The organism is Couchioplanes caeruleus (genome assembly GCF_023499255.1).
GTDB classification, from domain to species: domain Bacteria; phylum Actinomycetota; class Actinomycetes; order Mycobacteriales; family Micromonosporaceae; genus Actinoplanes; species Actinoplanes caeruleus_A.
The window spans coordinates 1,243,402-1,268,142 of sequence record NZ_CP092183.1; the positions used below are offsets into that span (position 1 = coordinate 1,243,402).

Sequence of the window (24,741 nt, forward strand, 5' to 3'; positions counted from 1 at the left end):
GTTAACAGCCCTTAGTGTGACGATGGGCTCAATGAATCACGCGTTCGCCACGCGCCGGCGCGCCTCTTCCTCGGGCAGCGGCCGCGCGAAGAGGAAGCCCTGACCCAGCCGGCAGCCCGCCTCGGTCAGCAGCCGGTGCTCCTCCTGCGTCTCGATGCCCTCGGCCACCACGTCCAGGTTCAGCGTGCCTGCCAGCTGGATGATGCCGCGAACCAGGTCGAGCTGCTGCTGCGAGCCGGTGATGGTGTCCACGAACGACTTGTCCAGCTTCAGCGTGTCCACCGGCACCCGGTGCAGGTAGCTCAGCGACGAGTAGCCCGTACCGAAGTCGTCGATGGACATCTTGATCCCGGCCCGGCGCAGGCGGGCGATGTCGGTGTGGATCCGCTCGTGCTCGCCCAGCAGCAGGCTCTCGGTGATCTCCAGCGTGAGCAGGTGTGCCGGCAGCCCGGAGCGGGTCAGCTCGTCGAAGACCTGGTCCACGAAGTCGGGCGAGCGGAACTGCCGGACCGAGACGTTCACGCTGACGTACGGCGTGTCCCGCGGGTGCTCCCGGTGCCAGGCGGCGGCGGTGGCCACGGCCGTCCGCAGCACCCAGGCGCCCAGCTCGACGATCAGCCCCGACTCCTCGGCGAGCGGGATGAAGGTGGCCGGGGACACCATGCCCCGCTGCGGGTGCTGCCAGCGCAGCAGCGCCTCGAAACCGACCGTACGCGTGCTGCCCAGCTCGACGATCGGCTGGTACGCGAGCCGGAACGCGTCCTCGGCGAACGCGCGGTCGAGGTCCTTGCGCAGCTGCATCCGGTCGAGGACCTCCTCGTGCAGGGAGGCCTCGTAGCGCCGCCAGCGCGGCCCGTCGCCGGCCGACACGGTGTCCAGGGCGACGTCCGCCTGGCCGAGCAGCTCCTTGGCGGTGTGGGCGTCGGCGGTGGTCGACACGCCCGCGCGCAGGTACGCCGCGACCAGGCTGCCGCCCGCGTGGAACCACTCGGTGGACACGCCCACGATCTGGTCGGCGAGCTTCTCCAGGTACGCCACGTCCGGCGCGTCCCGGACCACGATGCCGAACTCGTCGGCGCCGAGGCGGGCGACGGTGCCGCGGCCGGCGAGCGCGGCGGAGAGCCGCTTGGCGACGGCGATCAGCAACTCGTCGCCGACCTCGTGGCCCATCGTGTCGTTGACCGTGCGGAACCCGTCGATGTTGCACACCATGACGCCGCAGGTGCCGCCGTCCCGCCCGGCGGCCGCCGCGGCCACGTCGTCCTGGAACTGCAGCCGGTTGCCCAGCCCGGTGAGCGGATCCACGTACGCCCGGGCGAGCAGCTCCTCCTCGAGGCGGCGCCGCTCGGTGACGTCGCGCAACGTGATGACCAGGCCGTGCACGCCCGGCTCCGAACGCATGTCGCCGATGGCCGCCTCGGTGTAGATCAGCTCGCCGTCGGTACGGCGTACGCGCCACAGGTTCAGCGCGTCGCCGGTGCGCCCGCGGCGGGCGGCGTCCAGCTCGTGGCGGACCTCGTCGCGCTGCGCGGGATCGATCAGGTCCAGGACGCCGGTGCCCACCAGGCCGGCCGTGCCGATCACCGGTTCCGCCGCGGGGCTCACGTACGTGATCGTGTTGTCGTCGCCGAGGATGGCGATCACCTCGGTGGCGTTGACCACCAGCGTCCGGAAGTAGGCCTGGCTGTCGCGGCGGCTGATCTCCCGGTTCAGCCGGATGCGGTCGATCATCGTGGCGGCCTGGCCGGCGAGCACCGGCAGCGCCTCCTGCAGGTCGATGATCGCCCGCTCCTCCGTGCCGACGTACAGGTCGCCGATCCACGTACGGCCCACCGCCAGCCGGCAGTACAGCGCCAGCTCGAAGGCCGCCAGCGGCTCGGCGGCCTCCGGCGGAAGCGTCACCACGTACCGCAGCTCGAGCGCGCCACCCGGAGCGCCGGCGGGCACCGGATCGGCCGGGGTGATCTCCGGGTCGTCGTGCACCATCAGCACCACCCGGTGCTGCGTGCCGGGCGGCAGCATGTGCCCGACCGCGCGGCGCAGGACGTCGGTCGCCTCCTCGGTCCCGGTGCAGACCAGCAGCGCCTCGCACGCCAGCCGCAGCTCCCGCTCGCGGGCCAGCGTCTGGCGCAGGCTCGTGGCGACGGCCGACATCCGGGCCAGCGACAGCACGATCAGCGCAGCCGACACCACGGCGATGAGAACGCCGTCGGTGACCGGGCCGCGCAGCGCCTGCACCAGCAGCGCGGCCGGGGCCAGCAGCGACGCCACGGTCAGCACGGCCCGGCGCAGCGATACCTGGGTGCTGCTGAGCACCTGCGGCTCGGTGGCCCGGATCATCGACGGGTGCAGGGCGGCCGCGCCACCGGCGACGCAGAAGAGCAGCCAGCCCACGTCGCTCGGGCTGCCCAGCTGCCAGAAGCCGCCGAGGCGGCTGAGGCCGTACAGCGCGTCCGCGGTCAGCAGCGCCGCACCGGAGATCAGCAGGAAGACCAGGCTGGTGTTGCGGGTCGCGCTCACGCCCAGCCGCGCGAGGATCGCCAGGATCAGCAGATCCGTCAGCGGGTACGCGATCGAGACGGCCTTCTCCAGCGGGCTCAGCGTCGGGTCCTGCAGGAACGGATTGATCAGGAACGTCCAGGCGAGGAACCCGACGCCGATGGTGAGGATGACCGCGTCCAGCATGCCGGCGCGGTCGGGCAGCCGGGCACCCGACCGGGTCAGCCCGAGCAGGCCGGCCACCAGCAGCGGCGACGAGACACCGAGGAACACCAGGTCCGCGGGGGACGGGAAGTCGCCCGGCATGAACAGGGCCACCACGGTGCCCGCCACGAAGGCGCCGTAACCACCGCCCAGCAGCAGCCACGGCGCCCGGCGCCGAGGGGCGTTCAGCGTGACGCCGACGGCGAAGGCGGTCAGCGAGGACAGGACGATCAACGCCCACGCCGCCACCACCGGCCCGGGAAGCACCAGGTAGATGCCGATCAGGCAGAACGACAGGGCGATGTGCGCCAGCATGGCCCGGCTCAGCAGGGAATCCCGGCGCGCCCGTGCCGCGTCGGTCCCGGCCCCCGAGCCGGCCGCCTCCAGGCGGCGCAGGACACCGAGATCCGGCCCGGGCCCGACGCCGACCGGCCGCTCCTCGACCGGGACGGCCACGCCGGTCGCCGAGCGCCGCCCGGCGGCACGCCAGCGGCGCGCGTCGCCTGGGCGACCCTCGACGGAAAAGCGCTCGTCTGTACTCAAGGCAACCTGCCCGGGCCGCGACTGTGCCTGCCGTGAACTGGCGTCACTACCTCTTGTTCGGCATCGGGGAATCAGGACTGAGTGTCGACGCGCGGTGACGGATGCATCGCACGCGAAGTTCTCGGGATCGTACTAGCCGGCCTGCGACGACGCTACAGGTTCAATGGCGTACCGGCATGAGAATGGAGAAGCCCGTGGTGCCGCGTACGGCCAGCGGCTTGATCGGACCGTCCAGTTCCAGCACCAGCTGTCCCGGGCCGCCCGCGTCCAGCGCCTGCAGCAGGTACTCCCGGTTGACCGCCACGTGCGCCTCGGCGTCGGCCGCCCAGGCGTGCGCGTCGGCCGTACGCAGCTCGCCGGCCGGCCCCACGGTGAGGATCGCGACCTCGAACCGGCGGCCCTCGTGCTCGCGGGTCACCGTGGTGGCAGCGCCGAGGGTGGCGCGCAGCTCGGGCCCGTCCACGGTGACCCGCCGGGCGCCGGGGGCGTCGAGCGTCACCAGGCGGCGATGGTCCGGCCAGTCCACGTCCAGGGGCCGGGCCTCGGCGCGGCCCGCGGGCGTCTCGGCGACCAGCGTCGCGTCGTCCAGCAGCAGCGTGACCGTTCCGGTGAGCAGCGGGCGCAGCTGGTCGACGAAGGACAGCGGCGCGGCGGCCCGGACCGGCGGCCCGGCCACCGTGGCGGCGGCCTCGGCGACGGCGAGCCGGAACCGGTCGGTGGCGGCCACGGTCAGCACGCCCTCCGCGCCGGTCTCCAGCAACACGCTGTTGATCATCGGCAGGGCCGGGTCGGCGCAGGCGGCGAAGCGGACCGCGTCGAGGGCGGCGGCGAGCGCGGCGGCGGGCAGGGTGATGCGGGTCATGGTGGTCTCCTCGGCGTCCAGCAGGTGATGGAGTCGGGAGAGCTCGCGGCGGGCGTCGGCGAGGCCGTCCTCCAGCCGGCGCAGGTGCTCGTCCAGCAGCGTGCGGACGGTCCGGGGGTCGGGCAGCTCCGCGACCGCCCGGCCGATGTCCGCGACCGGCATGCCGACCCGGCGCAGCCCGGCCACCAGGCGGGCGGCGAGGATCTGCTCCTCGCGGTACCGCCGGTAGCCGGTCACCGGGTCCACCTCGGCCGGCACCAGCACGCCGGCCCGGTCGTAGAACCGCAGGGCGCTGACCCCCAGGCCGCTGGCCCGGGACACCTCGCCGATCCCGCGCATCTCGCTCTCCACACCGCGGAACCCTGGTGCCTCGACAAGGTCGAGGGTCAAATCCCGCACCTCTGTGTCATCGTGCACGGCATGGCACGTGAGTCGAGATGGTGACGGGCGGGCGGGCCCGGGGCAAGAGCGACGACCTGCCGCTGCTGCGCCGGGCCCGGGACCGGATGGACCGCGAGTACGCCCAGCCGCTCGACGTCCCGGCGCTCGCGCGGACGGCGCACATGTCCGCGGGCCACTTCGCGCGCCGCTTCCGTGCCGAGTACGGCGAGACCCCGTACTCGTACCTGATGACGCGCCGGATCGAACGCGCCAAGGCCCTGTTGCGCCGCGGCGACGTGAGCGTGACCGAGGCGTGCGTCCGGGTGGGCTGCACGTCGCTCGGCTCGTTCAGCTCCCGTTTCACCGAGCTGGTCGGGCAGACGCCGAGCGCCTATCGCGCCCGCGCGCATGACGAGGTGGCCGGCGTACCCGGGTGCATCGCCCGTGGCCTGGGCCAACCGATCAGATCTGGAGAAGCGCCGGGGGCCCGCAGCGCCCTAGCGTGAGCGGCATGACGATTTCCCTGTCGCACTGCTTCCTCATCGTGCACGACTACGACGAGGCTCTGACGTTCTACCGCGACGTCCTCGGCCTCGAGGTGCGCGCGGACGTCGAGTTCGAGGACAACCGGTGGCTGACCCTGAGCGCGCCGGACCAGCCGGGCGTCGAGATCGGCCTGGAGATCCCCGGCTACTTCCCGCACACCTCGGAGGCCGATCGGCGGGCCACCGCGGACCTGCTGGCGAAGGGGTTGCTGCCGGGGATCATCTTCCGCACCGACGACTGCGACAAGACCTTCGACCGGGTACGGGCGGCCGGCGCCGAGGTGCTCCAGGAGCCGATCGATCAGCCGTACGGCGTGCGCGACTGCGCCTTCCGCGACCCCTCCGGGAACATGGTCAGGTTCTCCCAGTACCCGGAGGGGTGACGCGACGGACGGTCAGTTGCCGGTGACCGTACCCGTGACCGTGCCGAGGCCGGTCTCCTCGCCGAATTGCAGCTGAACGATCTCGTCCGACTCGGCGACGCTGTCCGTCACCGTCGGGACGGTGATCTCACCGCTGGTCTTGCCCGGCTCGATCGTCGTGTACGCCGTCAGGTACGTCGACGACAGCGGCCGGGACGGCTCGGGGTCCTCGTACGCGAACTCCTGGAACCAGGCCGGGTCGACGTCGGTGCTGGACAGCTCGGTGCCGCTCGCCGGCTTCTGCGGAGACGCCCAGATGTCGAACGGCGTCTCGGCCGGCGCGGAGAGCTTCACCTGCCAGCGCAGCGTGCCGCCCTCGGCCACCTTGTCCGTCGCCGTGCCCAGGCTGAGCTTCGGCGCCGGGTCGTCGTTGCGGACGTCGACGCCGCCCTGGTAGTCGCCGATCACGAAGCCGCGCTCGGCCTTGGCGCCGACCATCTTGCCCTCGTCCTGGCCGTACAGCGTGTCGCCCTTCACCTTGACCGGCACCGGGATGGTCCGGGCGCCCGGGCGGACGGTGGCGAGCCACGACGTGCTCTTGTACGTCACCGCGTCGGTCATGAACAGCCGGACCTTGCCGCCGCCCCGGCCGGTGATCTTGACCGGCACCTGGTACGTCTTGGTGCCGGAGTTGCCCTCCTTGACCTTCAGGCTGCCGATGTCGATGCGCGGCAGGGAGGTCTCGCGCGGGTCGGGGGTGCCCGGGTTCCAGCCCCAGGCGTCGATGAGGAACGCCCGTCCGCTCGCCGTCCGCGGCGTCAGCTCCAGCTTCGCCACCTTGCCGCGCAGGCCCTTGAGCGGTACGCGCAGCTCCTGCGCCCACCACGACGTCGTGTACTCCGTGCCGGGCAGCCCGTCGGCGCGGACCTCACCCAGCTGCGTACGGTGCCCGTCCGTGCCGATCGCGGCGACGCCGAAGCGGTTGCCGGTGCTGTTCGGCGCGACCATGAGTCGCAGCGCGAGGGCCTTGTGGCCGGCGAGCGTGATCGGCTTGGGCGCCTTGAGCGTGACCGGCTTGTCCGCCGTCGTCCACTTCAGGTCGGCCGCGTACCGGCCCGGCTCGGGCGAGACGCCGTTGAACGAGACGAAGTGCGCGGAGCGCTGCGTCCAGTCGTCGGGCTCCAGGCAGGCGCCGGCGTCGTCGGCGATCTCGGCGCAGATCCGGGCACCGCTGGTGGCGACGGCCGGCGACGGGATCAGCGCGGCGGTGCGGTTGGCGCCGATGGCGTGGCTGAGCACCCGTGCGGGGTCGGCCGACGGGGCCCGGACGCCGCTGCCGTCGAGCAGCGGGCGGACCCGGTCGTCGCGGCCCACGAACAGGCGCGCGGCGGCCGCGATGTACGTCGCGCCGGCCTTCTGCTCCTGCGCGGCGGTCAGGCGGGTCGGGGCGCCGGGCGAGCAGACCGGGTCGGGCTCCTCGCTCCAGAAGTCGTCCCACGCGGGTGCGGCCGCCTGTCCCGGCGTCCACTCGGTGTTGAAGTAGTTGTGGTTGGCGCCGACCACGTACAGCGAGCTGTGCAGCGCCTTGCCCCGGCTCACGCCGCGGGTCTCGTCGATGAAGATCTGGCCCTGCAGGTCGGAGACGTCGCCGTCACAGCCGGGCAGGATCGTCGCGGACGGCACGTCCGGCACCGGGTTGTGCCCGAAGATGGTCGGGCCGATGAGCAGCAGGCCGCGGATCGTCCAGCGGACCTTGCCGTGGTAACCGTCCTGGGCGGAGGGCGGCGGGGTGAGCGTGTCCATCGCGGCGCGGCTGACGCCCTCGCCGCCACGGGAGTGACCCATCAGGAACACCTTGGACAGGTCGGCACGCGGCGCGGAGCGCACGATCGAGGGGGCGCCGGAGCGGCCGGTGCCGGCCCAGGCGGCCCACTTCGCCAGGTGCTGGCGGACCAGCGAGGACCGGGCCTGCGCACCGCCGTCCTCGGCGGCGTAGTCCTGGCCGTTGATGCCGTTGGCCGAGATCGACACCGTCACGTAGCCCTGCGAGGCCAGCAGCTCCTGGGCCTGCAGGTAGCCGCGGTAGCTCGGAATCGGCTTGGTGCCCCGGGGGCACGGCCAGTCCTGCGGGGCGTCCTCGTCGGCGCCGTTGTAGCAGATCGAGTGCCGCCCGTGCAGGAACAGCGCGAGGGGCCGCTTGCCCGGCGCGCCCTTGGGCGCGACGACCACGGCCTGCATCTCCACCTTCGCCGGGAAGTCGGGGAGCTTGACGCCGGCCAGGGAGTACTCGCCGCGGACCGTCCGGTAGGGGCCCTTGACGCCCGGGTCGACGGGGTTCTTCGCCTGCGGCGCCGGCGTGCTCGCCGCGGGCGCGGCGGACCGGCGGCGGGCGGCCGGGGCGGCCTCGTCCAGGCGCTTGCCGCCGGCGCGGACCTGCAGCGAGTCGAGGCTGGTCACCTCGCCCAGGTCCAGCTTGAAGGTCTGCTGGTCACGCTGGGCGCGCGGCCGGCCCAGCAGCCGGTCACCGGCCCAGAACTCGACCGCGGCGTCGCCCATCGGCACCCGCTTGTCGGAGTGCCAGGTCAGGTGTCCGTTCTGGACGGACCAGCCGGCCGGGAGGCCGGCGGAGGGTGCGGGGTCGGCCGGCGGGGCGGCCCAGGCCTGCCCTCCGGATCCGATCACCACGGCCGCGGCGAGCGCGGCCGACACGAGAAGTCTGCGCATGCGCCCGTGTCTACTCGATACGTGCAAATCGGTCGATGACCTTCTAAACAAGCAGCGCGATCCCGAGACCCGCCATGACGGCCGCGATCAGGCCGTCGAGGACCCGCCACGCCCCGGGCCGCGCCAGCACCGGAGCCAGCCGCCGCGCGCCCAGTCCCAGCCCGGTGAACCAGACGGCGCTGGCCGCGGCGGCCCCCACGCCGAAGAACCATCGGTGCGGATGCTGCTGCGCGACCGCCCCGAGCAGCAGGACGGTGTCCAGGTACACGTGCGGGTTCAGATACGTCAGCGCGAGGCAGGTGAGCAATGTCGCCCGCAGGGTCGCCGGGCCGCGGTCGGTGGGGGACAGGACGGCCGGCTTGAGCGCGCGCTTGGCGGCCGTCACGGCGTACGCGAGGAGGAAGGCGGCCCCGGCCCACCGGATCACGGTGACGGCCACCGGGCGCGCGGCCACGACGGCGCCGAGGCCGGCGATGCCGGCCGCGATCAGCGCCAGGTCGGAGACGGCGCAGACCACCACCACCGGGAGTACGTGCTCCCGCCGCAGTCCCTGGCGCAGCACGAAGGCGTTCTGCGCGCCGATGGCGACGATGAGCACGACGGACGCGGCGAAACCGGCGAGGGCGGAGGTGAGCACGACGTCGACGCTAGGGCGGTGCCATGCTGTTCTCCAGCTAAAGATTCTTCAGGAAGTTAAGGAGAACTGATGGACGCCGTGCAGCTCGCGACGTTCCACGCGGTGATCGGCGAGGGCAGCTTCGACGCGGCCGCGCGGGCACTGCACGTGACCCCCTCGGCGGTGAGCCAGCGGATCAAGGCGCTGGAGCAGGCGGTCGGCCAGGTGCTGGTCCGGCGCACCAAGCCCGCCGAGCCGACCGCGGCGGGCCAGGCCCTCGTACGCCTCGCCGGTCAGGTCGCGCTGCTGGAACGCGAGGCGCTCGACGCTGCCCGGGGGGCGCTCGGCGGCGGTGGCCGTACCCGGATCGCGGTGGTGGTCAACGCCGACTCGCTGCACACCTGGTTCCTGCCGGCGCTCGCCGCCCTGCCCGCGGACCCGGCGCTCAGCTTCGACCTGCACCAGGACGACCAGGATCACACCGCCGACCTGCTCCGCGCCGGTACGGCCATGGCCGCGGTGACCGCCCAGCACACCGCCGTGCAGGGCTGCCGGGTCGAACGGCTGGGCGCGATGCGCTACCTCGCCGTGGCGGCGCCGGGGGTCTTCGACGGCTTCGCCACGACACCGATGATCGTGCTGAACCGCAAGGACCGGCTGCAGCACCGCTTCCTCGCCTCGGTGACACGCCGGCACCTCGACCCGCCGCTCCATTACGTCCCGGCGGCGGCCGCCTTCGTCGACGCGATCCGGCTGGGCCTCGGCTGGGGCATGGTCCCGGAACAGCTCGCCCGCCCCGATCTGGCCTCCGGCCGGCTCGCCGAACTCACCCCGGGCCGCCACCTCGACGTGCCGCTGTACTGGCAGTACTGGCGCCTCGAGTCGACGATTCTGACAACCTTGACCGCAGCCGTCCGCGCCGCCGCCGAAAAAGTTCTGCGCTGACCGGCGAGATCCACGTCCTGCCGGACAGGAAGGGGCAACCGAGGGCGGAGGGCTCCATGACCGAAGAAGAATTCAACGGGTTCTTCGCGGCGAACTTCACGGACGTGTGGGGCTTCGCCCGCCGGCGTACGGACTCCGGTTCCGACGCCGACGACGTCACGGCCGAGACGTTCGCCGTCGCGTGGCGCAGGCGTACGCAGATACCGTCCGTCGACGGCCGGCTGTGGCTGTTCGGCGTGGCCCGCAACGTGCTCGCCAACCATCGGCGCGCCACCCAGAGGCGGCTCAACCTGCATCTGCGCCTGGCGACCGTGCAGGGAGAGCCGGTCGCGTACCAGCCGGACGGGCTCGTCTGGGAAGCATTGGCAGAGCTGTCCGAGGACGACCGGGAATTGCTGCTCATGCGCGCCTGGGACGGATTGAGCGTCCTGGACATCGCCACCGTTCTGGACATCACGGCGGCGAATGTGTCGTCGCGCCTCTACCGAGCCCGTGCCCGTCTTCTCCGCGAACTCGAGCGGCGAGATTCCCCGGATTCCGAACAGGTACGTACCGAATCCCGCGGAAAGGGGAGTGATCGCTGATGACCGCCGACGACGACCGTGGAATCGAGCGGCTCGGCGCGCTGGATCCCGTTCTCCGTGACGCCCCTCCGGCGCCGGGATCAGCCCGCTACCAAGCCATTCTGGAGAAGGCCATGACCCAGACCACCACACCGATCCGTGTCACCGAGACCCCCGCGGCGCCGCGGCGGGCGAAGCGCCGTGCGCTGTTCGCCGCGCTGGCCACCGGGGTCGCCGCCGCGGCTGTCGCGGTGACCGTCGCCGTCACCGGCAACTCGCAGCCGAGCGTGGCGCCGACCGCCTCCGGCCCGTCGATCCTGCTGGCGGCCGCCGAGAAGACGCAGAACGTCAAGTCGCTGAAGTTCAGCGAGGCCGTGCACGGCGGTGGCGGATTCAGCGGGGAGGGCGAGGTGAACGGCGACGACTATCGCATCGTCACCAAGGGCGAGGGAACCTCGGAGACCACGATCGTCGTGGGGAATCAGCAATACACGACGCCGGCCGGCGGCAAGACCACCCGTACGAAGCTCTCCGCCGACGAGAAGATGGTGCCGTTCACCAAGGCGGCGGGCGATGTCGTCCGTGCCGCGGTCAGTGACGGAAACGTGCAGAAGATCGGCACGGAGAACGTCCGCGGCCTGGACGCCACGCACTACCGCCTCACGATCCCGGAGCGTACGAGTGACGCCGACCCTGCCGTGGCCCTGACCAAGCTGCCCGACACCGAGCTCGGCTGGTTCGGCCTCGACGGGGTCGCCGGCTACAGCTCCCAGGTGACGGTCGACATCTGGGTGGCCGACAACCTCGTCCGTCGCATCGGCGGCACGATCCAGGGACAGGACCCGCTCGCCACGATCGACTTCTACGACTTCAACGAGCCGGTCACCATCAAGGCGCCCTGACGAACCTCAGTCGTTGGCGTGCAGCGCCGCGTTGAGCTCGATGCCCGTCCCCTTGCGGGGGCGGGCCTCGAGCGCGCCGGTGACTGAGTTGCGCCAGAACAGCAGGTTGTCGACGCCCGACAGCTCGCGCGCCTTCACCACGCGGCCGTCCGGCAGCGTGATCTTGGAGCCGGCGGTGATGTAGCAGCCCGCCTCGACCACGCAGTCGTCGCCCAGCGAGATGCCGATGCCCGCGTTCGCGCCGAGCAGGCTGCGCTCGCCGATCGACACCTTGTCCTTGCCGCCGCCGGAGAGCGTGCCCATGATCGACGAGCCGGCGCCGACGTCCGAGCTGTCGCCCACCACGACGCCCTGCACGATGCGGCCCTCGACCATCGACGTGCCCAGCGTGCCGGCGTTGTAGTTGCAGAACCCCTCGTGCATGACGGTGGTCCCGCTCGCCAGGTGGGCGCCGAGCCGCACCCGGTCGGCGTCGGCGATGCGTACGCCCGTGGGCACCACGTAGTCCGTCATCCGCGGGAACTTGTCGACGCCGTACACGGAGAGGTGCCGGCCGGCCGCGCGCTCGATGAGGCGCAGCTCGTCCACCCGGTCCGGCGGGCACGGGCCGGCCGACGTCCACGCGACGTTGGCGAGCTGGCCGAAGATGCCGTCGAGGTTCTGCTCGTTGGGGCGTACCAGCCGGTGCGAGAGCAGATGCAGCCGCAGGTACGCGTCCGCGGAGTCCTTGATCGGGTCGGCCAGCGACGCCACCTCGGTGCGCACCTCGACGGTGGAGAGCCCGGCGAGCGCCTTGGGCCCGACGAGGCCGGCGGGCAGGGTGGGTGCGTCCTCCGGCAGGGCGCCGAGGCCGAGATAGCCCGCCGGATACCAGGTGTCGAGGACCGTCCCGTCGGCGGTGACGGTGGCGAGGCCGATGCCCCAGGCTGCCGAGGTCGAGATCGCGCTACTCACACCGCGAAACCCTACTAGGGCATGTCCGGCCGGTAGTGTGCGGCTCATGGGAAACCCCCTGACCCCGGACGTGCTGGTCGATCCGGTGGTGCTCACCCGCACCCTGGTGGACATCGAGTCCGTCTCGCGCGACGAGAAGGTCATCGCCGACTGTGTGGAGGACGTCCTGCGGCAGGCGCCGCACCTGAGCACCGAGCGCCACGGGAACACCGTGATGGCGCGTACGGACCTCGGCCGCGACCAGCGGATCGTGCTCGCCGGGCACCTCGACACCGTTCCGGTCCACGGCAACCTGCCCTCGACCGTGGTGGACGACCTCATCTACGGCTGCGGCACCGCGGACATGAAGTCGGGTGTGGCCCTGGCCCTCCACCTCGCGGCCACCCTGCCCGACCCTCGCTACGACCTGACGTACCTGTTCTACGAGGCGGAGGAGATCGAGAGCCGGTTCAACGGTCTGCACCTGCTCGCCCAGCACCGTCCGGAGTGGCTCGCCGCCGACTTCGCGGTCCTGCTGGAGCCCACGTACGGGGTGGTCGAGGCCGGCTGCCAGGGCACATTGCGGGTGACCGTACGGACCCACGGGCGCCGGGCGCACCCCGCGCGGGCGTGGCGCGGAGTGAACGCCATCCACGCCGCCGGGGAGGTGCTGCGACGGCTGGGCGACTACCGCCCGCGCACGGTCACCATCGACGGGTGTACGTACCGTGAAGGGCTGAGTGCCGTACGGATATCCGGCGGCGTGGCCGGCAACGTCATCCCGGACGCGTGCGCCGTCGAGGTGGACCTGCGCTTCGCCCCGGACCGTACGGAGCAGCAGGCCCTCGACCACCTGCACGAGATCTTCGCCGGCTTCGACCTCGAGGTGACCGACTCGGCGCCCGGGGCGCTGCCGGGGCTGGACGCGGCCCCGGCCCGTGACTTCGTGACCGCGGTGGGTTCCGAGCCCGCCGCGAAGCTCGGCTGGACGGACGTGTCCCGGTTCGCGGCGCTGGGCGTGCCGGCGCTGAACTACGGGCCGGGTGACCCGATGCTGGCGCACGCCCCGGACGAGCACGTCGAGATCGGGAAGATCAGGGACGGCGCGGCCACGCTGCACCGCTGGCTGTCGGCGTACTGAAGGGTCAGCTCGGCTGCGGTCGCGGTATCTCGACCGTCGTCTCGGGGTCGAACGCCGGGTCGGCCGGCGGCCGCAGGGCGACCGCCAGGCGGCGTTCCTCGACGACCTGCCGGATTCGCCGCTGCATGCGGCGCTGCATCTTCATGCGCTCGTAACGGGTCATCACGGTGGCTCCTTCGCCCAGATGCCCGGCCGGAGCCGGTCGCCGTGCCTGCCGTGCGGGGGTCTGGTAACTGTACAGACGTCGCGGAGCTACCGTCCGTGGCTTCAATCTGGCAAAAACGCCGCGGGGCCGCAATCCTCTTGCCGAAACCCAACCGGTTATTCACCGGTTACGGACCGTCCGCACTACCGTGGGTGCCATGACGGACAGCACCAACGGCCGTGAGCGCGTACCCCAGGAGCGTCATCGCGGCGCCGTCACGCTGCGGCGTGATTCGATACCGCCCAGCACGGCCGACGAGAAACTGCTCGACTCGCACCACCGGGGCGAGTGGAAGACGAAGGACGCCTGGCGCGCCCTGCGGATCCTGTCGGAGTTCGTCGAGGGCTTCGACACCCTCGCCGACCTGCCGCCGGCGGTCAGCGTCTTCGGCTCCGCCCGCAGCCGGCCGGACAGCCCCGAGTGCGAGCTCGCCGCCCAGCTCGGCGCGGCCCTGGCCGAGGCCGGGTACGCGGTGATCACCGGCGGTGGCCCGGGCGTGATGGAGGCGGCCAACCGCGGCGCGACCGAGGCCGGCGGCATGTCGGTCGGGCTCGGCATCGAACTGCCGTTCGAGCAGGGACTCAACGACTGGGTCGACATCGGCATCGACTTCCGCTACTTCTTCGTCCGCAAGACCATGTTCGTCAAGTACGCGCAGGCCTTCGTCGTGCTGCCGGGCGGCTTCGGGACCCTGGACGAGCTGTTCGAGGCGGTCACGCTCGTCCAGACCCGCAAGGTGACCCGCTTCCCGGTGATCCTCATGGGCTCCGCGTACTGGGGCGGGCTGTTCGACTGGATCAAGCAGCGGCTGCTCGCCGACGGCAAGGTGAGCTCCGACGACCTGGACCTCATCACGCTCACCGACGACGTCGGGGAAGCCGTGAAGATGATCGTGGACGCCGACCGCGCGGCCAACGGCAACGGGAAGCGGTGACGTGGCGGCCATCTGCGTCTTCTGTGCCTCCTCGTCCGCCATCGACCGCGAGCACCTCGACCTGGCCACCGCGTTCGGTAAAGCCCTCGGCCCGCGCGGGCACACGCTCGTCTCCGGCGGTGGCTGCGTCGGCATGATGGGCGCGGTCGCCGACGGCGCCCGGTCCGGTGGCGCGCACACCCTCGGCGTGATCCCGCAGTCCCTGGTGGACCTCGAGGTCGCCGACCGCACCGCCGACGAGCTGGTCGTCACCACCGACATGGGCGCCCGCAAGAACATCATGATCGAGCGCTCCGACGCGTTCGTGACGCTGCCGGGCGGCCTCGGCACCCTGGACGAGCTGTTCGAGGTGTGGACGACCGCCACCCTCGACCTGCACCGCAAGCCGATCGTCGTGCTCGACCCGGACGGCTTCTACACCGGACTGTGGCGCTGGCTGGGCGAGATCACCGAGACCGGGTTCGTCCGCCGGCCCGCGCTCGCCCAGGTCACGCTGGTCACCTCGATCGACGCCGCGCTGGACGCCGTCGAGCGGGCGCTCACCGCCTGAGGGCTGAGGTGTCACGCCGGGGGCGGTAGTCATCCGTCCCCGGCGTGACCGGGGCCTCGGCAGCCCGCCGGGCGACGCGGTGGGCGCGCCGGGGCATGCTCTCACCGGAGGCGCGTCCCGGTGCGCGACGCTCCCGCGCTGCCGGCGGCTTGACGCTGCCGGGCCGGTTCTCGTCGCCGCGGCCCCACGGCGGCCCGCGGCGGCGAAGGGGCGCCGCGGATGCCGGCGGCATACCGGCCACCGCCGCCCGCGGGTACGGGCTGAGCGGGCCCGCGGGGCGTCCCCGGCCCTGCCGAACCGGTGCGACTGCGGCTGCCGGCTCGACAGGGGGTCTGCTAGATGGGTTTAGCGCTGACGCTCCTCGCTTCGCCGCCGGCCGTCAAGGGTTGTCGATGTGCCAACACCTGCGTGAAGTTTCGCGAAAGGCGCGGAGCCGCGTCGGCGCCGTGGACCGCGCGTGGAACACTTTGCGCCATGCCTCAGCAACGGGCCACCCTGCTGCAGGTCGCACAGCGGGCCGGCGTGTCCCGCAGTACGGCGTCCTTCGTCCTCGCCGGACGCCACGTCGACATGCGGATATCCGAGGACGCCCGGCAACGGGTGCTCCGCGCGGCCCAGGAGCTCGACTACCGGCCCAACCTCATGGCGCGGAGCCTGCGGACCAAGGTCACCAAGACCGTCGCGCTGGTCTCCGACACCCTCGCCTCCGATCCGTACGCCGGCCGCGCCATCCACGGCGCCCTCGCCGCCGCGGTCGCCCACGGACACCTGCTCTTCATCGGCGAGACCGAGGGCGACGCGGTGATCGAGGACAAGCTCATCTCCGACTTCCTCGACCGGCAGGTCGACGCCTTCGTGTACGCGAGCATGTTCACCCGCTACGTCCGCATCCCGAAGGTGCTCAAGGGCCACCCCGTCGTCCTGCTCAACTGCCTGACCCGGGCGGCGCGACCGGCGTACCACTCGGTGATCCCCGACGAGGTCGGTGCCGGCTGGAGCGCCGCCAAGACGATCATCGAAGCCGGCCATCGCGACGGCATCCACCTCGTCGGCAGCCCCGCCCAGCACGTCTTCGCCGGGCGCGAACGGCTCGCCGGCATCCGCGAGGGCTTCGGCGCCGCGAGGGTCAAGCTCGCCGGCACGATCGACTGCGACTGGTGGCCCGAGCCCGCGTACGAGGCGGTGCGCGGCGCGCTGGTGAACGGGCTCGAGCCGCGGACGCTGATCTGCCTCAACGACCGGATCGCGCTGGGGGCGTACCAGGCCTTGCGTGAGGCCGGACACGCCATCCCGGACGACGTGTCGGTGCTCTCGTTCGACGACTCCGACCTCGCGGCGTGGCTGCGACCCCAGCTGACCAGCATCTCCCTGCCGCACTACCAGCTCGGATGGAAGGCCGTGGAGCTGCTGCTGGGCTCACCGGGCGAACCCCAGGTGCACCGCGTGCCCATGCCCGTACGTCTGCGCGCCTCGATCGGGAAACCCTGAAACGGTTTTTGTCGTAGCTGCGTGGTGTCATTGGTGCCGTGACCTCGACCCCCGCGGCAGTGCGCCGGCCCGCGTACCGGCTGGTGCGCCGCCCCGCGCCCGCCGCGGCGCCGCTGCTGGACGACGCGGTGCAGCGGTATGTCGCCGGGCACACGGACGGGCCGCTGCTGGTGGTCGGCGGTCCCGGCACGGGCAAGACCACCGTGCTGGTCGAGGCGGTCGCCGAGCGCATCGCCGCGGGCGTCGACCCCGAACGCATCCTGGTGCTGACCTTCGGCCGCCGCGGCGCGACCGCGCTGCGCGACCGCGTCGAGGCCCGGATCGGCGGCGCGACCTACCACGAGCCTCTGGTACGCACCTTCCACGCGTACGCGTTCGGCCTGCTCCGCCGCGCGGCCGCCGAACGCGGCGAACCGTCCCCCCGGCTGCTCACCGGCCCGGAGCAGGACCTCATCATCCGCGAGCTGCTCGAGGTGGTCGGCGACGACCAGGCGCCGGACACGGTCCGCTGGCCGGAGGCACTACGCCCGGCCCTGCCCACCCGCGCCTTCGCCCAGCAGCTGCGCGACCTGATGCAACGAGCGGCGGAGCGCGGCATCGGCCCGGTCGAGCTCGCCCGCCTCGGCGAAAGCCTCGGCCGCGACGACTGGCCCGCCGCGGCCCGCTTCCTCCGCGAGTACGTGGCGGTCCTCGCCCTGCGCGACGTCACCACCCGCGGCTCGACGGCGTACGACCCGGCCGAGCTCATCCGCGCCGCCGCCGGCCTGCTCACCGACGACCCGGCCCTGCTGGAGGCCGAGCGCCGCCGCCTGGCGTACGTCTACGTCGACGAGCTCGCCGACACCGACCCGGCCCAGATCGACCTGCTCTCCCTGGTGGCGGGCGGCGGCAAACCCCTGGTGGCGTTCGGCGACCCGGACTCCTCCATCTACGGCTTCCGCGGCGCCGACCCGGAAGTGATCGACACCTTCCCGGCCCGCTTCCGCACGGCATCGGGCGCGCTGGCGGAGGTCATCACGCTGCACACCAACTACCGCGCCCGGCCGGGCCTGCTGGACGCCACGAGCCGGGTCGCGCGACGCATGCGCGGCCGGGTACGCCACCGCCCCATGCACCCCCCGCCCGCGCCCTCCCCGCCCGCGTCTTCCCAGGCTGCGCCTTCTGCGTCGGCCGCGCCCGCCTCGGCGGCCCATGCTCCGGCCGCGCCCACCTCGGCGGCCCATGCTCCGGGCGCGCCCGCCTCGGCGGCCGTTGCTCCGGCCGTGCCCGCCGGGTCGTCCTCGGCCGCGCTCGCCGGGTCGTCCTCGGCCGCGCCCGCTTCGCCGGCTGAGGCCGGCGCCCCCGCTCAGCCGCCCCGCCCGTCGCCGTCGCCGTCGCCGGATCGTTCGGCGCCCGAGGCGGTCGTGCGTACCTTCCGCTCACCGACCAGCGAGACCGCGTTCGTCGCGCACGCCCTGCGTGAGGCCCACCTGCTGCACGGCGTCCCCTGGTCCCGGATGGCCGTGGTGCTGCGGTCGACCAGCCTACAACTGCCCTCCCTGCAGCGCGGGCTCGCCGCCGCCGGCGTGCCCACCGTCACCCACGCGGAGGACATGCCGCTGCACCTGCAACCCGCGGTCGCGCCGTTCCTGCTGCTCCTGCGCTGCGCCCTCGACCCGGCGGTGCTGGACGAGGAGGCGGCGGTCGCGCTGCTGCACTCGCCGCTGGGCGGGGCCGACCCGCTGGCCGAGCGGCGGCTGCGGCAGGGACTGCGGGCGCTCGCGCTGGCCGCCGGCGACCGCAGGCCCTCCGGCGAGCTGCTCGTCGACGCGGTGCGCGACCCGGCCGGGCTCGACATGGTGGAGCGGCGCTGGGCGACGCCCGCCCAGAACGTCGCCCGGCTGCTCGCCACCGCCCGGGAGGCGGCGGCCGCGCCGGCCGCGACCGCCGAGCAGGTGCTGTGGTCGGTCTGGCGCGCCAGCGGTCTCGCCGAGAAGTGGTACGCCCTCAGCACCCGGGGCGCCCCGACCGAACCCGGCGGCGAGGGCGGCCGGGCCCGGCAGTGGCGCGCCGAGGCAGCCGACCGCGACCTCGACGCGATGGTGGTGCTCTTCGACGCCGCTGCCCGTTTCGTCGACCGGCTGCCGGGGGCGCGTACGGAGGTGTTCCTCGACCACGTGCTCGGCCAGGACCTGCCCGCCGACTCGATCGCCCCCAGCGCGGACCGCGGTGAGGCCGTACGCCTGCTCACCGCGCACGCGGCCAAGGGCCTGGAGTGGGACGTCGTCGTGCTGGCCGGCGTCCAGGAGGGCATCTGGCCGGACCTGCGGCTGCGCGGCAGCCTGCTGGGCTCGGAACGGCTCGTCGACGTCCTGGCGGGCCGGGCCGCACCGGACACGGCGGCGATCGCCGGGCAGACGTCGGCGCTGCTCGACGAGGAACGCCGCCTCTTCTACGTGGCCACCACCCGGGCCCGGCAGCGGCTGGTCGTGACCGCGGTGGCCTCGGCGAGCGTGGGCGGCGCGGACGGCGAGGAGCAACCGAGCCGCTTCCTGAGCGAACTCGCCATGCCGGACCGCCGCGGCGGTGGCGACCCCCCGCCACCGGAACAGGGCGACCCGGGCCCCACGGAACCGGGCCCGGACGACCCCGGCCCTCCGGAACCCGAACCCGACGACGACCCCGGCGCCCGCGAGCCGGACCCCACCGACGTCCGCGAGCCCGACCCCACCGGCGCCCGGGAGCCGGAACCCGGGGAGACGGGCGAGGGCGACTTCGAGCTGCCCATGGGTCGCCCGCCCCGCGCCCTCACCCTGTCCGCGCTGGTCGCGGAGCTGCGTACCGTCGTGGTCGCACCCGACGCCACGCCCGCCCGGCGGCATGCCGCCGCGGCCGAGCTGGCCCGGCTCGCCCAGGCCGGGGTGCCCGGCGCCCATCCCGACGAGTGGTGGGGGCTGCGGCCGCTCTCCGACGACCGGCCGCTGGTCGATGAGGGCGAGCCGGTCAAGGTGACGCCGTCGGCGATGGAGAGCGCGCTGCGGTGCAGCCTGCGCTGGCTGTTGGAACGCCATGGCGGCGCCGCCCCGGCCGGGCCCGCGCAGGGGGTCGGCAACCTGGTGCACGCGGCGGCGATGCTGGCCGAGGACGCGAACGCCGACCGCGAGCGGCTCGTCGAGTACGTGTCGGCGCGGTTCGACGCGATCGAGCTGGCGGCGCGCTGGCTGGCCGGGCCGGAGCAGGAGCGCGCGCAGGGCATGGTGGACAAGTTGCTGCGCTGGCTGGCGCGCAACCCGCGGCGGCTGCTCGCGATCGAGCACGAGTTCACCGTGCGCCTCGACGACCCGAAGCGGCCGATCCAGCTCACCGGGCGGGTCGACCGGCTGGAGGTGGACGAGCAGGGCCGGCTGGTCGTCATCGACCTGAAGACCGGCAAGAGCACCGCGGTCACCGCCGGCGAGGTCGAGGAGCACGCGCAGCTCGCCGGTTATCAGGCCGCCGTGGACGCGGGTGCTTTCGACGCGCTCGCCGAGGGGGCCGGCAGCGGCGGGGCGGCGTTGGTGCAGCTCGGGCCGAGCAAGGAGGCGCGCGAGCAGATGCAGGTGCCGCTCGCCGAGGCCGACGATCCGCAGTGGGCGTACGCGATGGTCCGCCGCACCGCCGACACGATGGCCGCGGCGACCTTCTCGGCCGTCGCGAACGCGAAGTGCCGGGTTTGTCCGGTGCGGACCAGCTGCCCGGTCAGCGGCCAGGGCCGGCAGGTCGTCGAACCCGGTCCGCCCGCCGCGGACCAGCGAGGGTAGAACCGTCCACGATGACGCAACCGAGCCTTTTCGCCGACGCCGAACCCCGGCCGCGGCGGCGCGCCGATGCCGGGCCGCGCTACACCCCGCTGGAGCTCGCCCGGCTGCTGCGGCTGCACGCGCCCACCCCGGAGCAGGCCGCGATCATCGCGGCCCCGGTCGAACCGGTCCTGGTCGTCGCGGGCGCCGGGTCCGGCAAGACCGAGACGATGGCCTCGCGGGTGGTCTGGCTCGTCGCCAACGGGTACGCCCACCCGGACGAGATCCTCGGCCTGACGTTCACCCGCAAGGCCGCCGGCGAGCTGGCCCATCGGGTACGGACGCGGCTCGGTCAGCTGGTCCGCCGGCTGGGGCAGCAGGAGGCACTGACCGGTGAGCCGACAGTCGCCACCTACCACTCGTACGCGGCCCGCGTGGTCACCGAGCACGGCCTGCGCGCCGGGTACGAGCCGTCCGCCCGGCTGCTCACCGAGGCGGCCCGGTGGCAGATCGTGGACTCGCTGGTGCGCTCGTACACCGGGGAGATGACGGGCCTCAACCGCGCGCCCGGCACGGTGACCGACGACGTGCTGGCGCTCTCCGGCGAGCTGGCCGAGCATCTCGTCGGCCCCGACGACCTGGCCGCGTGGACGGGACGGTTCTTCGCCGACGTGCAGTCGCTGCCCGGGCGGGTCTACAAGGACGTCACCGACATGCTGCAGCGCCAGCGGCACCGGCTCACCCTGCTGCCCCTCGTACGCCTCTATGAGCAGCGCAAACTCGACCTCGAGGCGATGGACTTCGGTGACCAGATGGCCCGCGCCGCGCTGGTGGCCCGCAACCATCCCGAGGTCGGCGCGATCGAGCGGGGCCGCTACAAGATCGTGCTGCTGGACGAGTACCAGGACACCAGCCACGCCCAGGTCGTGCTGCTGAACGCGCTGTTCGGCGGCGGGCACCCGGTGACCGCGGTCGGCGACCCCTGTCAGTCGATCTACGGCTGGCGTGGCGCGTCCGCTGGCACGCTGGACCGGTTCCCGGCCGAGTTCACCGGTCCGGGCGGCCGCGAGGCGTGGGTGCTGAACCTGACCCGGAGCTGGCGCAACCGTCCCGAGATCCTGCAGGTCGCCAACTCCCTCTCGCGCCCGCTGCGGGCCGCCGGCGCCCGGGTCGCCGAGCTCGTCCCGGCCCAGCGGGTGGCCGATCGCGTCGGTGGCCGCACGGTGGCATGCGCGCTGCTGTCCACGTACGCGGAAGAAGCCGAGTGGATCGCCGGCTCGATGCTGGCCGCGTGGCGGGCGGCGGCCCGGCTGCCGGAGGCGGCGCCGGCGGACATCCCGCTGGAGAAGCGGCCGACCAGCGCGGTCCTGGTCCGGGTCCGCAGCCAGATCCCGGCGATCGAGGAGGCGCTGCGCGCCCGCGGCCTGCCCGTGGAGGTGGTGGGCCTCGGCGGCCTGCTGGACACGCCGGAGGTCCGCGATGTCGTGTGCACGCTGCGGGTGCTTGCCGACCCGACCGACGGCGCGGCCCTGCTGCGGCTCCTGACGGGCGCCCGCTGGCGCATCGGCCCGCGCGACCTGGTGGCGCTGCACCGCCGGGCCCGGGCGATCGCCTCCGCCCGCGCGGCCGTGACAACCGGCCCGGGTTCTTCCGCGGCGGCCGGCCCCGGTTCTCCCGCGGAGCCCGGCTCCGGTTCTCCCGCGGCGGCCGGGTCCGGTGCTTCCGCGGCCGCTCCGGATGACGCGCAGCAGATCTTCGGGGACCGGCTGGAGGACGCCACGCTCGTCGAGGCGATGGCCGACCTGGGGGCACCCCAGCAGTACTCGCAGGAGGGCTACCTGCGGCTCCGCGCGTACAGCAGGGAGCTGGCGGAGCTGCGCCTGCGCCTGGACCAGCCGCTGCCCGACCTGGTCGCGGACATCGAGCGCACCACCGGCCTGGACGTCGAGGTCGCCGTACGCGGCTGGGGCGCGGGCGACGCAGGCCTGGCCCGCGGCCACCTCGACGCCCTCGGCGACGTCGCCGCCCGGTACGCGGGTGAGACCGACGGCGGCACCCTGGCGGGGTTCCTCGCGTTCCTGGCCGCGGCCGAGGAGGAGGAACGTGGCCTCACCCCGGGCCAGGTCGACGTGGTCGAGGGCGCCGTCCAGATCCTGACCGCCCACGCCGCCAAGGGCCTGGAGTGGGACGTCGTCTCCGTGGCCGGTCTCACCAAGAACGTGTGGCCGGGCGTCACCCGGGGCTCGGACAACTACCTCGGCGGCATCGGGGTGCTGCCGTTCCCGTTGCGGGGCGACTCCGACGGGCTGCCGGAGCTGGACCTGTCGGAAGCCGTCGACCAGAAGGACGTGGCCGCGGCCGTGACGGCGTTCGGGCGGGCGTGGCGCGAGCACGACGAGCGGGAGGAGCGGCGGCTGGCGTACGTGGCCGTCACCCGCCCGCGCCGGCTGCTGCTGGCGTCCGGCTACTGGTGGGGCGACGGCGTGAAGCGGCCCCGAGGTCCGTCGGTGTTCCTGACCGAGATCCGGGACGCCTGCGACGAGGGTGCCGGGGTGGTCGAGCACTGGGCGCCGGAGCCGCCCGGCGACGCCGCCAACCCCAGCGCCGAGCTGGTGGCGTCGGCGGAATGGCCGTCGGACCCGCTGGGCGCGCGCCGCCCGGCAATGGCGGCCGCCGCCGACCTGATCCGGCGCATGATCGCCGCACCGACCCCGGAGGCCGCCGCCGCGTTCGCCGAGCTGGCCGAGTCGGACGCCGAGGTGGGAGCGCGTGCCGGGCTGGCCGCCGACCTGACCGGGCTCGCCCCGGCCGCGGCCCCGGAACCCCAGCCGGCACGGCCCCCGGCCGCGGAGGCGCGGGCGGCGGTGGCGGAGCCGGCCGGCGAGGTGGATCCGGACGTGGAGCGGTGGCGGCAGGAGGCCGCGTTGCTGCTCGCCGAGCGCGAGGAACGGGTCCGTCGCGACGGACCGCTCGAGGTGGCGCTGCCGCCGCACCTGTCGGTGTCGCAGCTGGTCGTCCTGCGCCGCGACCCGCAACTGCTGGCCCGCTCCCTGCGCAGGCCGCTGCCGCAGCGGCCCGCGCCCTTCGCGCGGCGGGGCACGGCGTTCCACGCTTGGCTGGAGCAGCGGTACGGGTCCGTACGCCTGCTCGACCTCGACGAACTCCCCGGCGCGGCGGACGACGACGCGGCGGCCGACGAGGAGCTGGCCGCGTTGCAGGAGGCATTCCTGGCGGGGGAGTGGGCGGACCGTACGCCGGTCGAGGTCGAAGTCCCGTTCGCCACCACCGTGGCCGGCGTGGTGATCCGGGGCCGGATGGACGCCGTCTTCGCCGAACCGGGCAACCGCTTCGACGTCATCGACTGGAAGACCGGCCGGCGTCCCACCGCCGCCGACGCCGCGGCCGCGACGGTGCAGCTCGCGGCGTACCGGGTCGCGTGGGCGGCGCTGGCGGGCGTGCCGGTGTCCCGGGTACGGGCCGGCTTCCACTACGTGCGTGACGGCGTGACCGTACGCCCGGCCGACCTGCTCGACGCCGACGGCCTGGCCGCGCTCGTCGCCGAGCTCCCCGAGGCCGATCAGGGCCGGTGAGCCCGCTCCCGGTCAGAGGCCGGCAGCGGCCAGGAGATGCAGCAGAGCCGCCGCGTACGCCTCCTCAGGCGTCGCCGCGGTGAACGTACGGTCCTCGCCCAGCAGGGTGATGCCGACCTCGTAGCCCGCGTCGCCCCGTCGCAGGCTGCGGAAAGTCCCGCCGAGCAGATCGCGCAGCTGATCCTCGCGGGGCAGCCAGAGCGCCTCGTCGAGCTCCACGTCGTCGAGCGCCCACTCGGTGGTGCCGTTGAACCCGATCACGCGCCCCTCCGGCACGGGGTACACCTCGATGGTCATGTTGCTGAGCACAAAGGTGTCCTCGTCCAGGTCGCGGTCCGGGATGGCGAAGCTGTCCCCCGGGGCGGGCTTCCACTCCAGCCCGGCCTCCCTGAGTTGCCGTGCCACTTCCACGCCGATCACGAGCAGACCCCCTTGTGCGTGCTAGGCTCCTACGCGTTGTGTCAGTTTGGTTCCCAAGTACTCAGGAGCGCCTGTGGGGAAGTCTGCCCCAGGCGCTCTTTGTCGTAACCCGGGGTTCTCCGGTACGGGCGATCAGTACGGCAGCACGAGTCCCGCGAAGTGCGGGACTTATTACCTCGTTCCCGTCCATAATGGTCGGGAGCGATCGACCGTCGAGGAGACGATCATGGTTACCGGCGTAGTGAAGTGGTTCAACGCGGACAAGGGCTTTGGGTTCATCACCCCGGACGACGGCGGCGCCGACGTCTTCGCCCACTTCTCCGCCATCCAGACTTCCGGCTACCGCAGCCTGGACGAGAACCAGCGGGTCGAGTTCGAGGTGACCCAGGGCCAGAAGGGCCCGCAGGCGGCCAACATCCGCCCGCTCTGATTCCAGCCCAGCGCTGACGCGCCGGCGCCGGTCCTCCGCGAGGAGGCCGGCGCCGTCGTGCTTTCCGGCCCCATCCGCGGCCTGCGACCGCCCGTTCCAGGAGCCGCCGAGCCGCCGAGTGGCCGCCGGACCGCCGGACCGCCCGG

General features: G+C 73.3%; 19 protein-coding genes. 12 read left to right on the forward strand and 7 right to left on the reverse strand.

Going from position 1 to position 24,741, the window contains the following annotated elements; genetic code table 11:
• Positions 1-36: 36 nt before the first annotated feature.
• The gene (locus COUCH_RS06005; protein WP_249611102.1) at positions 37-3,246 is read right to left on the reverse strand and encodes a bifunctional diguanylate cyclase/phosphodiesterase; all 3,210 of its coding nucleotides are present in this window, start codon (positions 3,244-3,246) and stop codon (positions 37-39) included.
• Positions 3,247-3,406: 160 nt separating this feature from the next.
• On the reverse strand, positions 3,407-4,447 hold the full coding sequence (locus tag COUCH_RS06010) for a MerR family transcriptional regulator (RefSeq protein WP_249613581.1): 1,041 nt from the start codon (positions 4,445-4,447) through the stop codon (positions 3,407-3,409).
• 98 nt (positions 4,448-4,545) lie between these two features.
• Here COUCH_RS06010 and COUCH_RS06015 point away from each other — a divergent pair, with 98 nt between their 5' ends.
• Positions 4,546-4,995, forward strand: coding sequence for a helix-turn-helix transcriptional regulator (locus COUCH_RS06015; RefSeq protein ID WP_249611103.1), 450 nt, complete (start codon positions 4,546-4,548; stop codon positions 4,993-4,995).
• A 5-nt stretch (positions 4,996-5,000) separates the two neighbouring features.
• Positions 5,001-5,417: a VOC family protein gene (locus COUCH_RS06020; RefSeq protein WP_249611104.1), complete on the forward strand. Its 417-nt coding sequence runs from the start codon at positions 5,001-5,003 to the stop codon at positions 5,415-5,417.
• A gap of 12 nt (positions 5,418-5,429) precedes the next feature.
• Here the strand turns inward: COUCH_RS06020 and COUCH_RS06025 are convergent, their stop codons facing one another.
• Both COUCH_RS06025 and COUCH_RS06030 read right to left on the reverse strand, forming a co-directional pair.
• Positions 5,430-8,120 carry an alpha/beta hydrolase family protein gene (locus COUCH_RS06025; protein ID WP_249611105.1) on the reverse strand — a complete coding sequence of 897 codons (2,691 nt, stop codon included), beginning with the start codon at positions 8,118-8,120 and terminating at the stop codon, positions 5,430-5,432.
• A gap of 43 nt (positions 8,121-8,163) precedes the next feature.
• Positions 8,164-8,757, reverse strand: a complete 594-nt coding sequence (locus COUCH_RS06030; RefSeq protein ID WP_249611106.1) for a LysE/ArgO family amino acid transporter — start codon at positions 8,755-8,757, stop codon at positions 8,164-8,166.
• A 66-nt stretch (positions 8,758-8,823) separates the two neighbouring features.
• On the opposite strand from COUCH_RS06030, the gene COUCH_RS06035 reads away from it, so the two are divergent.
• The 3 genes from COUCH_RS06035 to COUCH_RS06045 are packed head-to-tail and all read left to right on the forward strand — an operon-like array spanning position 8,824 to position 11,146.
• Positions 8,824-9,681 carry a LysR family transcriptional regulator ArgP gene (locus tag COUCH_RS06035; protein WP_249613582.1) on the forward strand — a complete coding sequence of 286 codons (858 nt, stop codon included), beginning with the start codon at positions 8,824-8,826 and terminating at the stop codon, positions 9,679-9,681.
• 56 nt (positions 9,682-9,737) lie between these two features.
• Complete coding sequence (locus COUCH_RS06040) at positions 9,738-10,265, forward strand: RNA polymerase sigma factor (protein ID WP_249611107.1); 528 nt, start codon at positions 9,738-9,740, stop codon at positions 10,263-10,265.
• On the forward strand, positions 10,265-11,146 hold the full coding sequence (locus tag COUCH_RS06045; protein ID WP_249611108.1) for a hypothetical protein: 882 nt from the start codon (positions 10,265-10,267) through the stop codon (positions 11,144-11,146). The genes COUCH_RS06040 and COUCH_RS06045 overlap by 1 nt, the downstream gene beginning before the upstream one ends.
• A gap of 6 nt (positions 11,147-11,152) precedes the next feature.
• Here the strand turns inward: COUCH_RS06045 and dapD are convergent, their stop codons facing one another.
• Entirely contained in the window at positions 11,153-12,100 is a 948-nt protein-coding gene (gene dapD / locus COUCH_RS06050; protein ID WP_249611109.1) for a 2,3,4,5-tetrahydropyridine-2,6-dicarboxylate N-succinyltransferase, read from the reverse strand.
• A gap of 46 nt (positions 12,101-12,146) precedes the next feature.
• Between dapD and dapE the strand changes: the two genes are divergently transcribed.
• Complete coding sequence (dapE, locus tag COUCH_RS06055; RefSeq protein ID WP_249611110.1) at positions 12,147-13,220, forward strand: succinyl-diaminopimelate desuccinylase; 1,074 nt, start codon at positions 12,147-12,149, stop codon at positions 13,218-13,220.
• Positions 13,221-13,224: 4 nt separating this feature from the next.
• Here the strand turns inward: dapE and COUCH_RS06060 are convergent, their stop codons facing one another.
• Positions 13,225-13,386 (reverse strand): hypothetical protein, encoded by a 162-nt coding sequence (locus COUCH_RS06060; protein ID WP_249613966.1) that lies wholly within the window; start codon positions 13,384-13,386, stop codon positions 13,225-13,227.
• Between the two features lie 196 nt (positions 13,387-13,582).
• Here COUCH_RS06060 and COUCH_RS06065 point away from each other — a divergent pair, with 196 nt between their 5' ends.
• The 5 genes from COUCH_RS06065 to COUCH_RS06085 all read left to right on the forward strand — a co-directional run bounded on the left by COUCH_RS06065 (position 13,583) and on the right by COUCH_RS06085 (position 23,745).
• Positions 13,583-14,359: a TIGR00730 family Rossman fold protein gene (locus tag COUCH_RS06065; RefSeq protein ID WP_249611111.1), complete on the forward strand. Its 777-nt coding sequence runs from the start codon at positions 13,583-13,585 to the stop codon at positions 14,357-14,359.
• Position 14,360: 1 nt separating this feature from the next.
• Complete coding sequence (locus COUCH_RS06070) at positions 14,361-14,909, forward strand: TIGR00730 family Rossman fold protein (protein ID WP_249611112.1); 549 nt, start codon at positions 14,361-14,363, stop codon at positions 14,907-14,909.
• A 474-nt stretch (positions 14,910-15,383) separates the two neighbouring features.
• Positions 15,384-16,397, forward strand: a complete 1,014-nt coding sequence (locus COUCH_RS06075; RefSeq protein WP_249611113.1) for a LacI family DNA-binding transcriptional regulator — start codon at positions 15,384-15,386, stop codon at positions 16,395-16,397.
• 38 nt (positions 16,398-16,435) lie between these two features.
• Positions 16,436-20,176, forward strand: coding sequence for an ATP-dependent helicase (locus COUCH_RS06080; RefSeq protein ID WP_249611114.1), 3,741 nt, complete (start codon positions 16,436-16,438; stop codon positions 20,174-20,176).
• 11 nt (positions 20,177-20,187) lie between these two features.
• Entirely contained in the window at positions 20,188-23,745 is a 3,558-nt protein-coding gene (locus tag COUCH_RS06085; RefSeq protein WP_249611115.1) for an ATP-dependent DNA helicase, read from the forward strand.
• 12 nt (positions 23,746-23,757) lie between these two features.
• Here COUCH_RS06085 and COUCH_RS06090 read toward each other — a convergent pair whose 3' ends face one another.
• Positions 23,758-24,165, reverse strand: a complete 408-nt coding sequence (locus COUCH_RS06090; protein ID WP_249611117.1) for a pilus assembly protein CpaE — start codon at positions 24,163-24,165, stop codon at positions 23,758-23,760.
• 226 nt (positions 24,166-24,391) lie between these two features.
• Here COUCH_RS06090 and cspE point away from each other — a divergent pair, with 226 nt between their 5' ends.
• The gene (gene cspE / locus COUCH_RS06095; RefSeq protein WP_015625344.1) at positions 24,392-24,595 is read left to right on the forward strand and encodes a transcription antiterminator/RNA stability regulator CspE; all 204 of its coding nucleotides are present in this window, start codon (positions 24,392-24,394) and stop codon (positions 24,593-24,595) included.
• Positions 24,596-24,741: the final 146 nt, after the last annotated feature.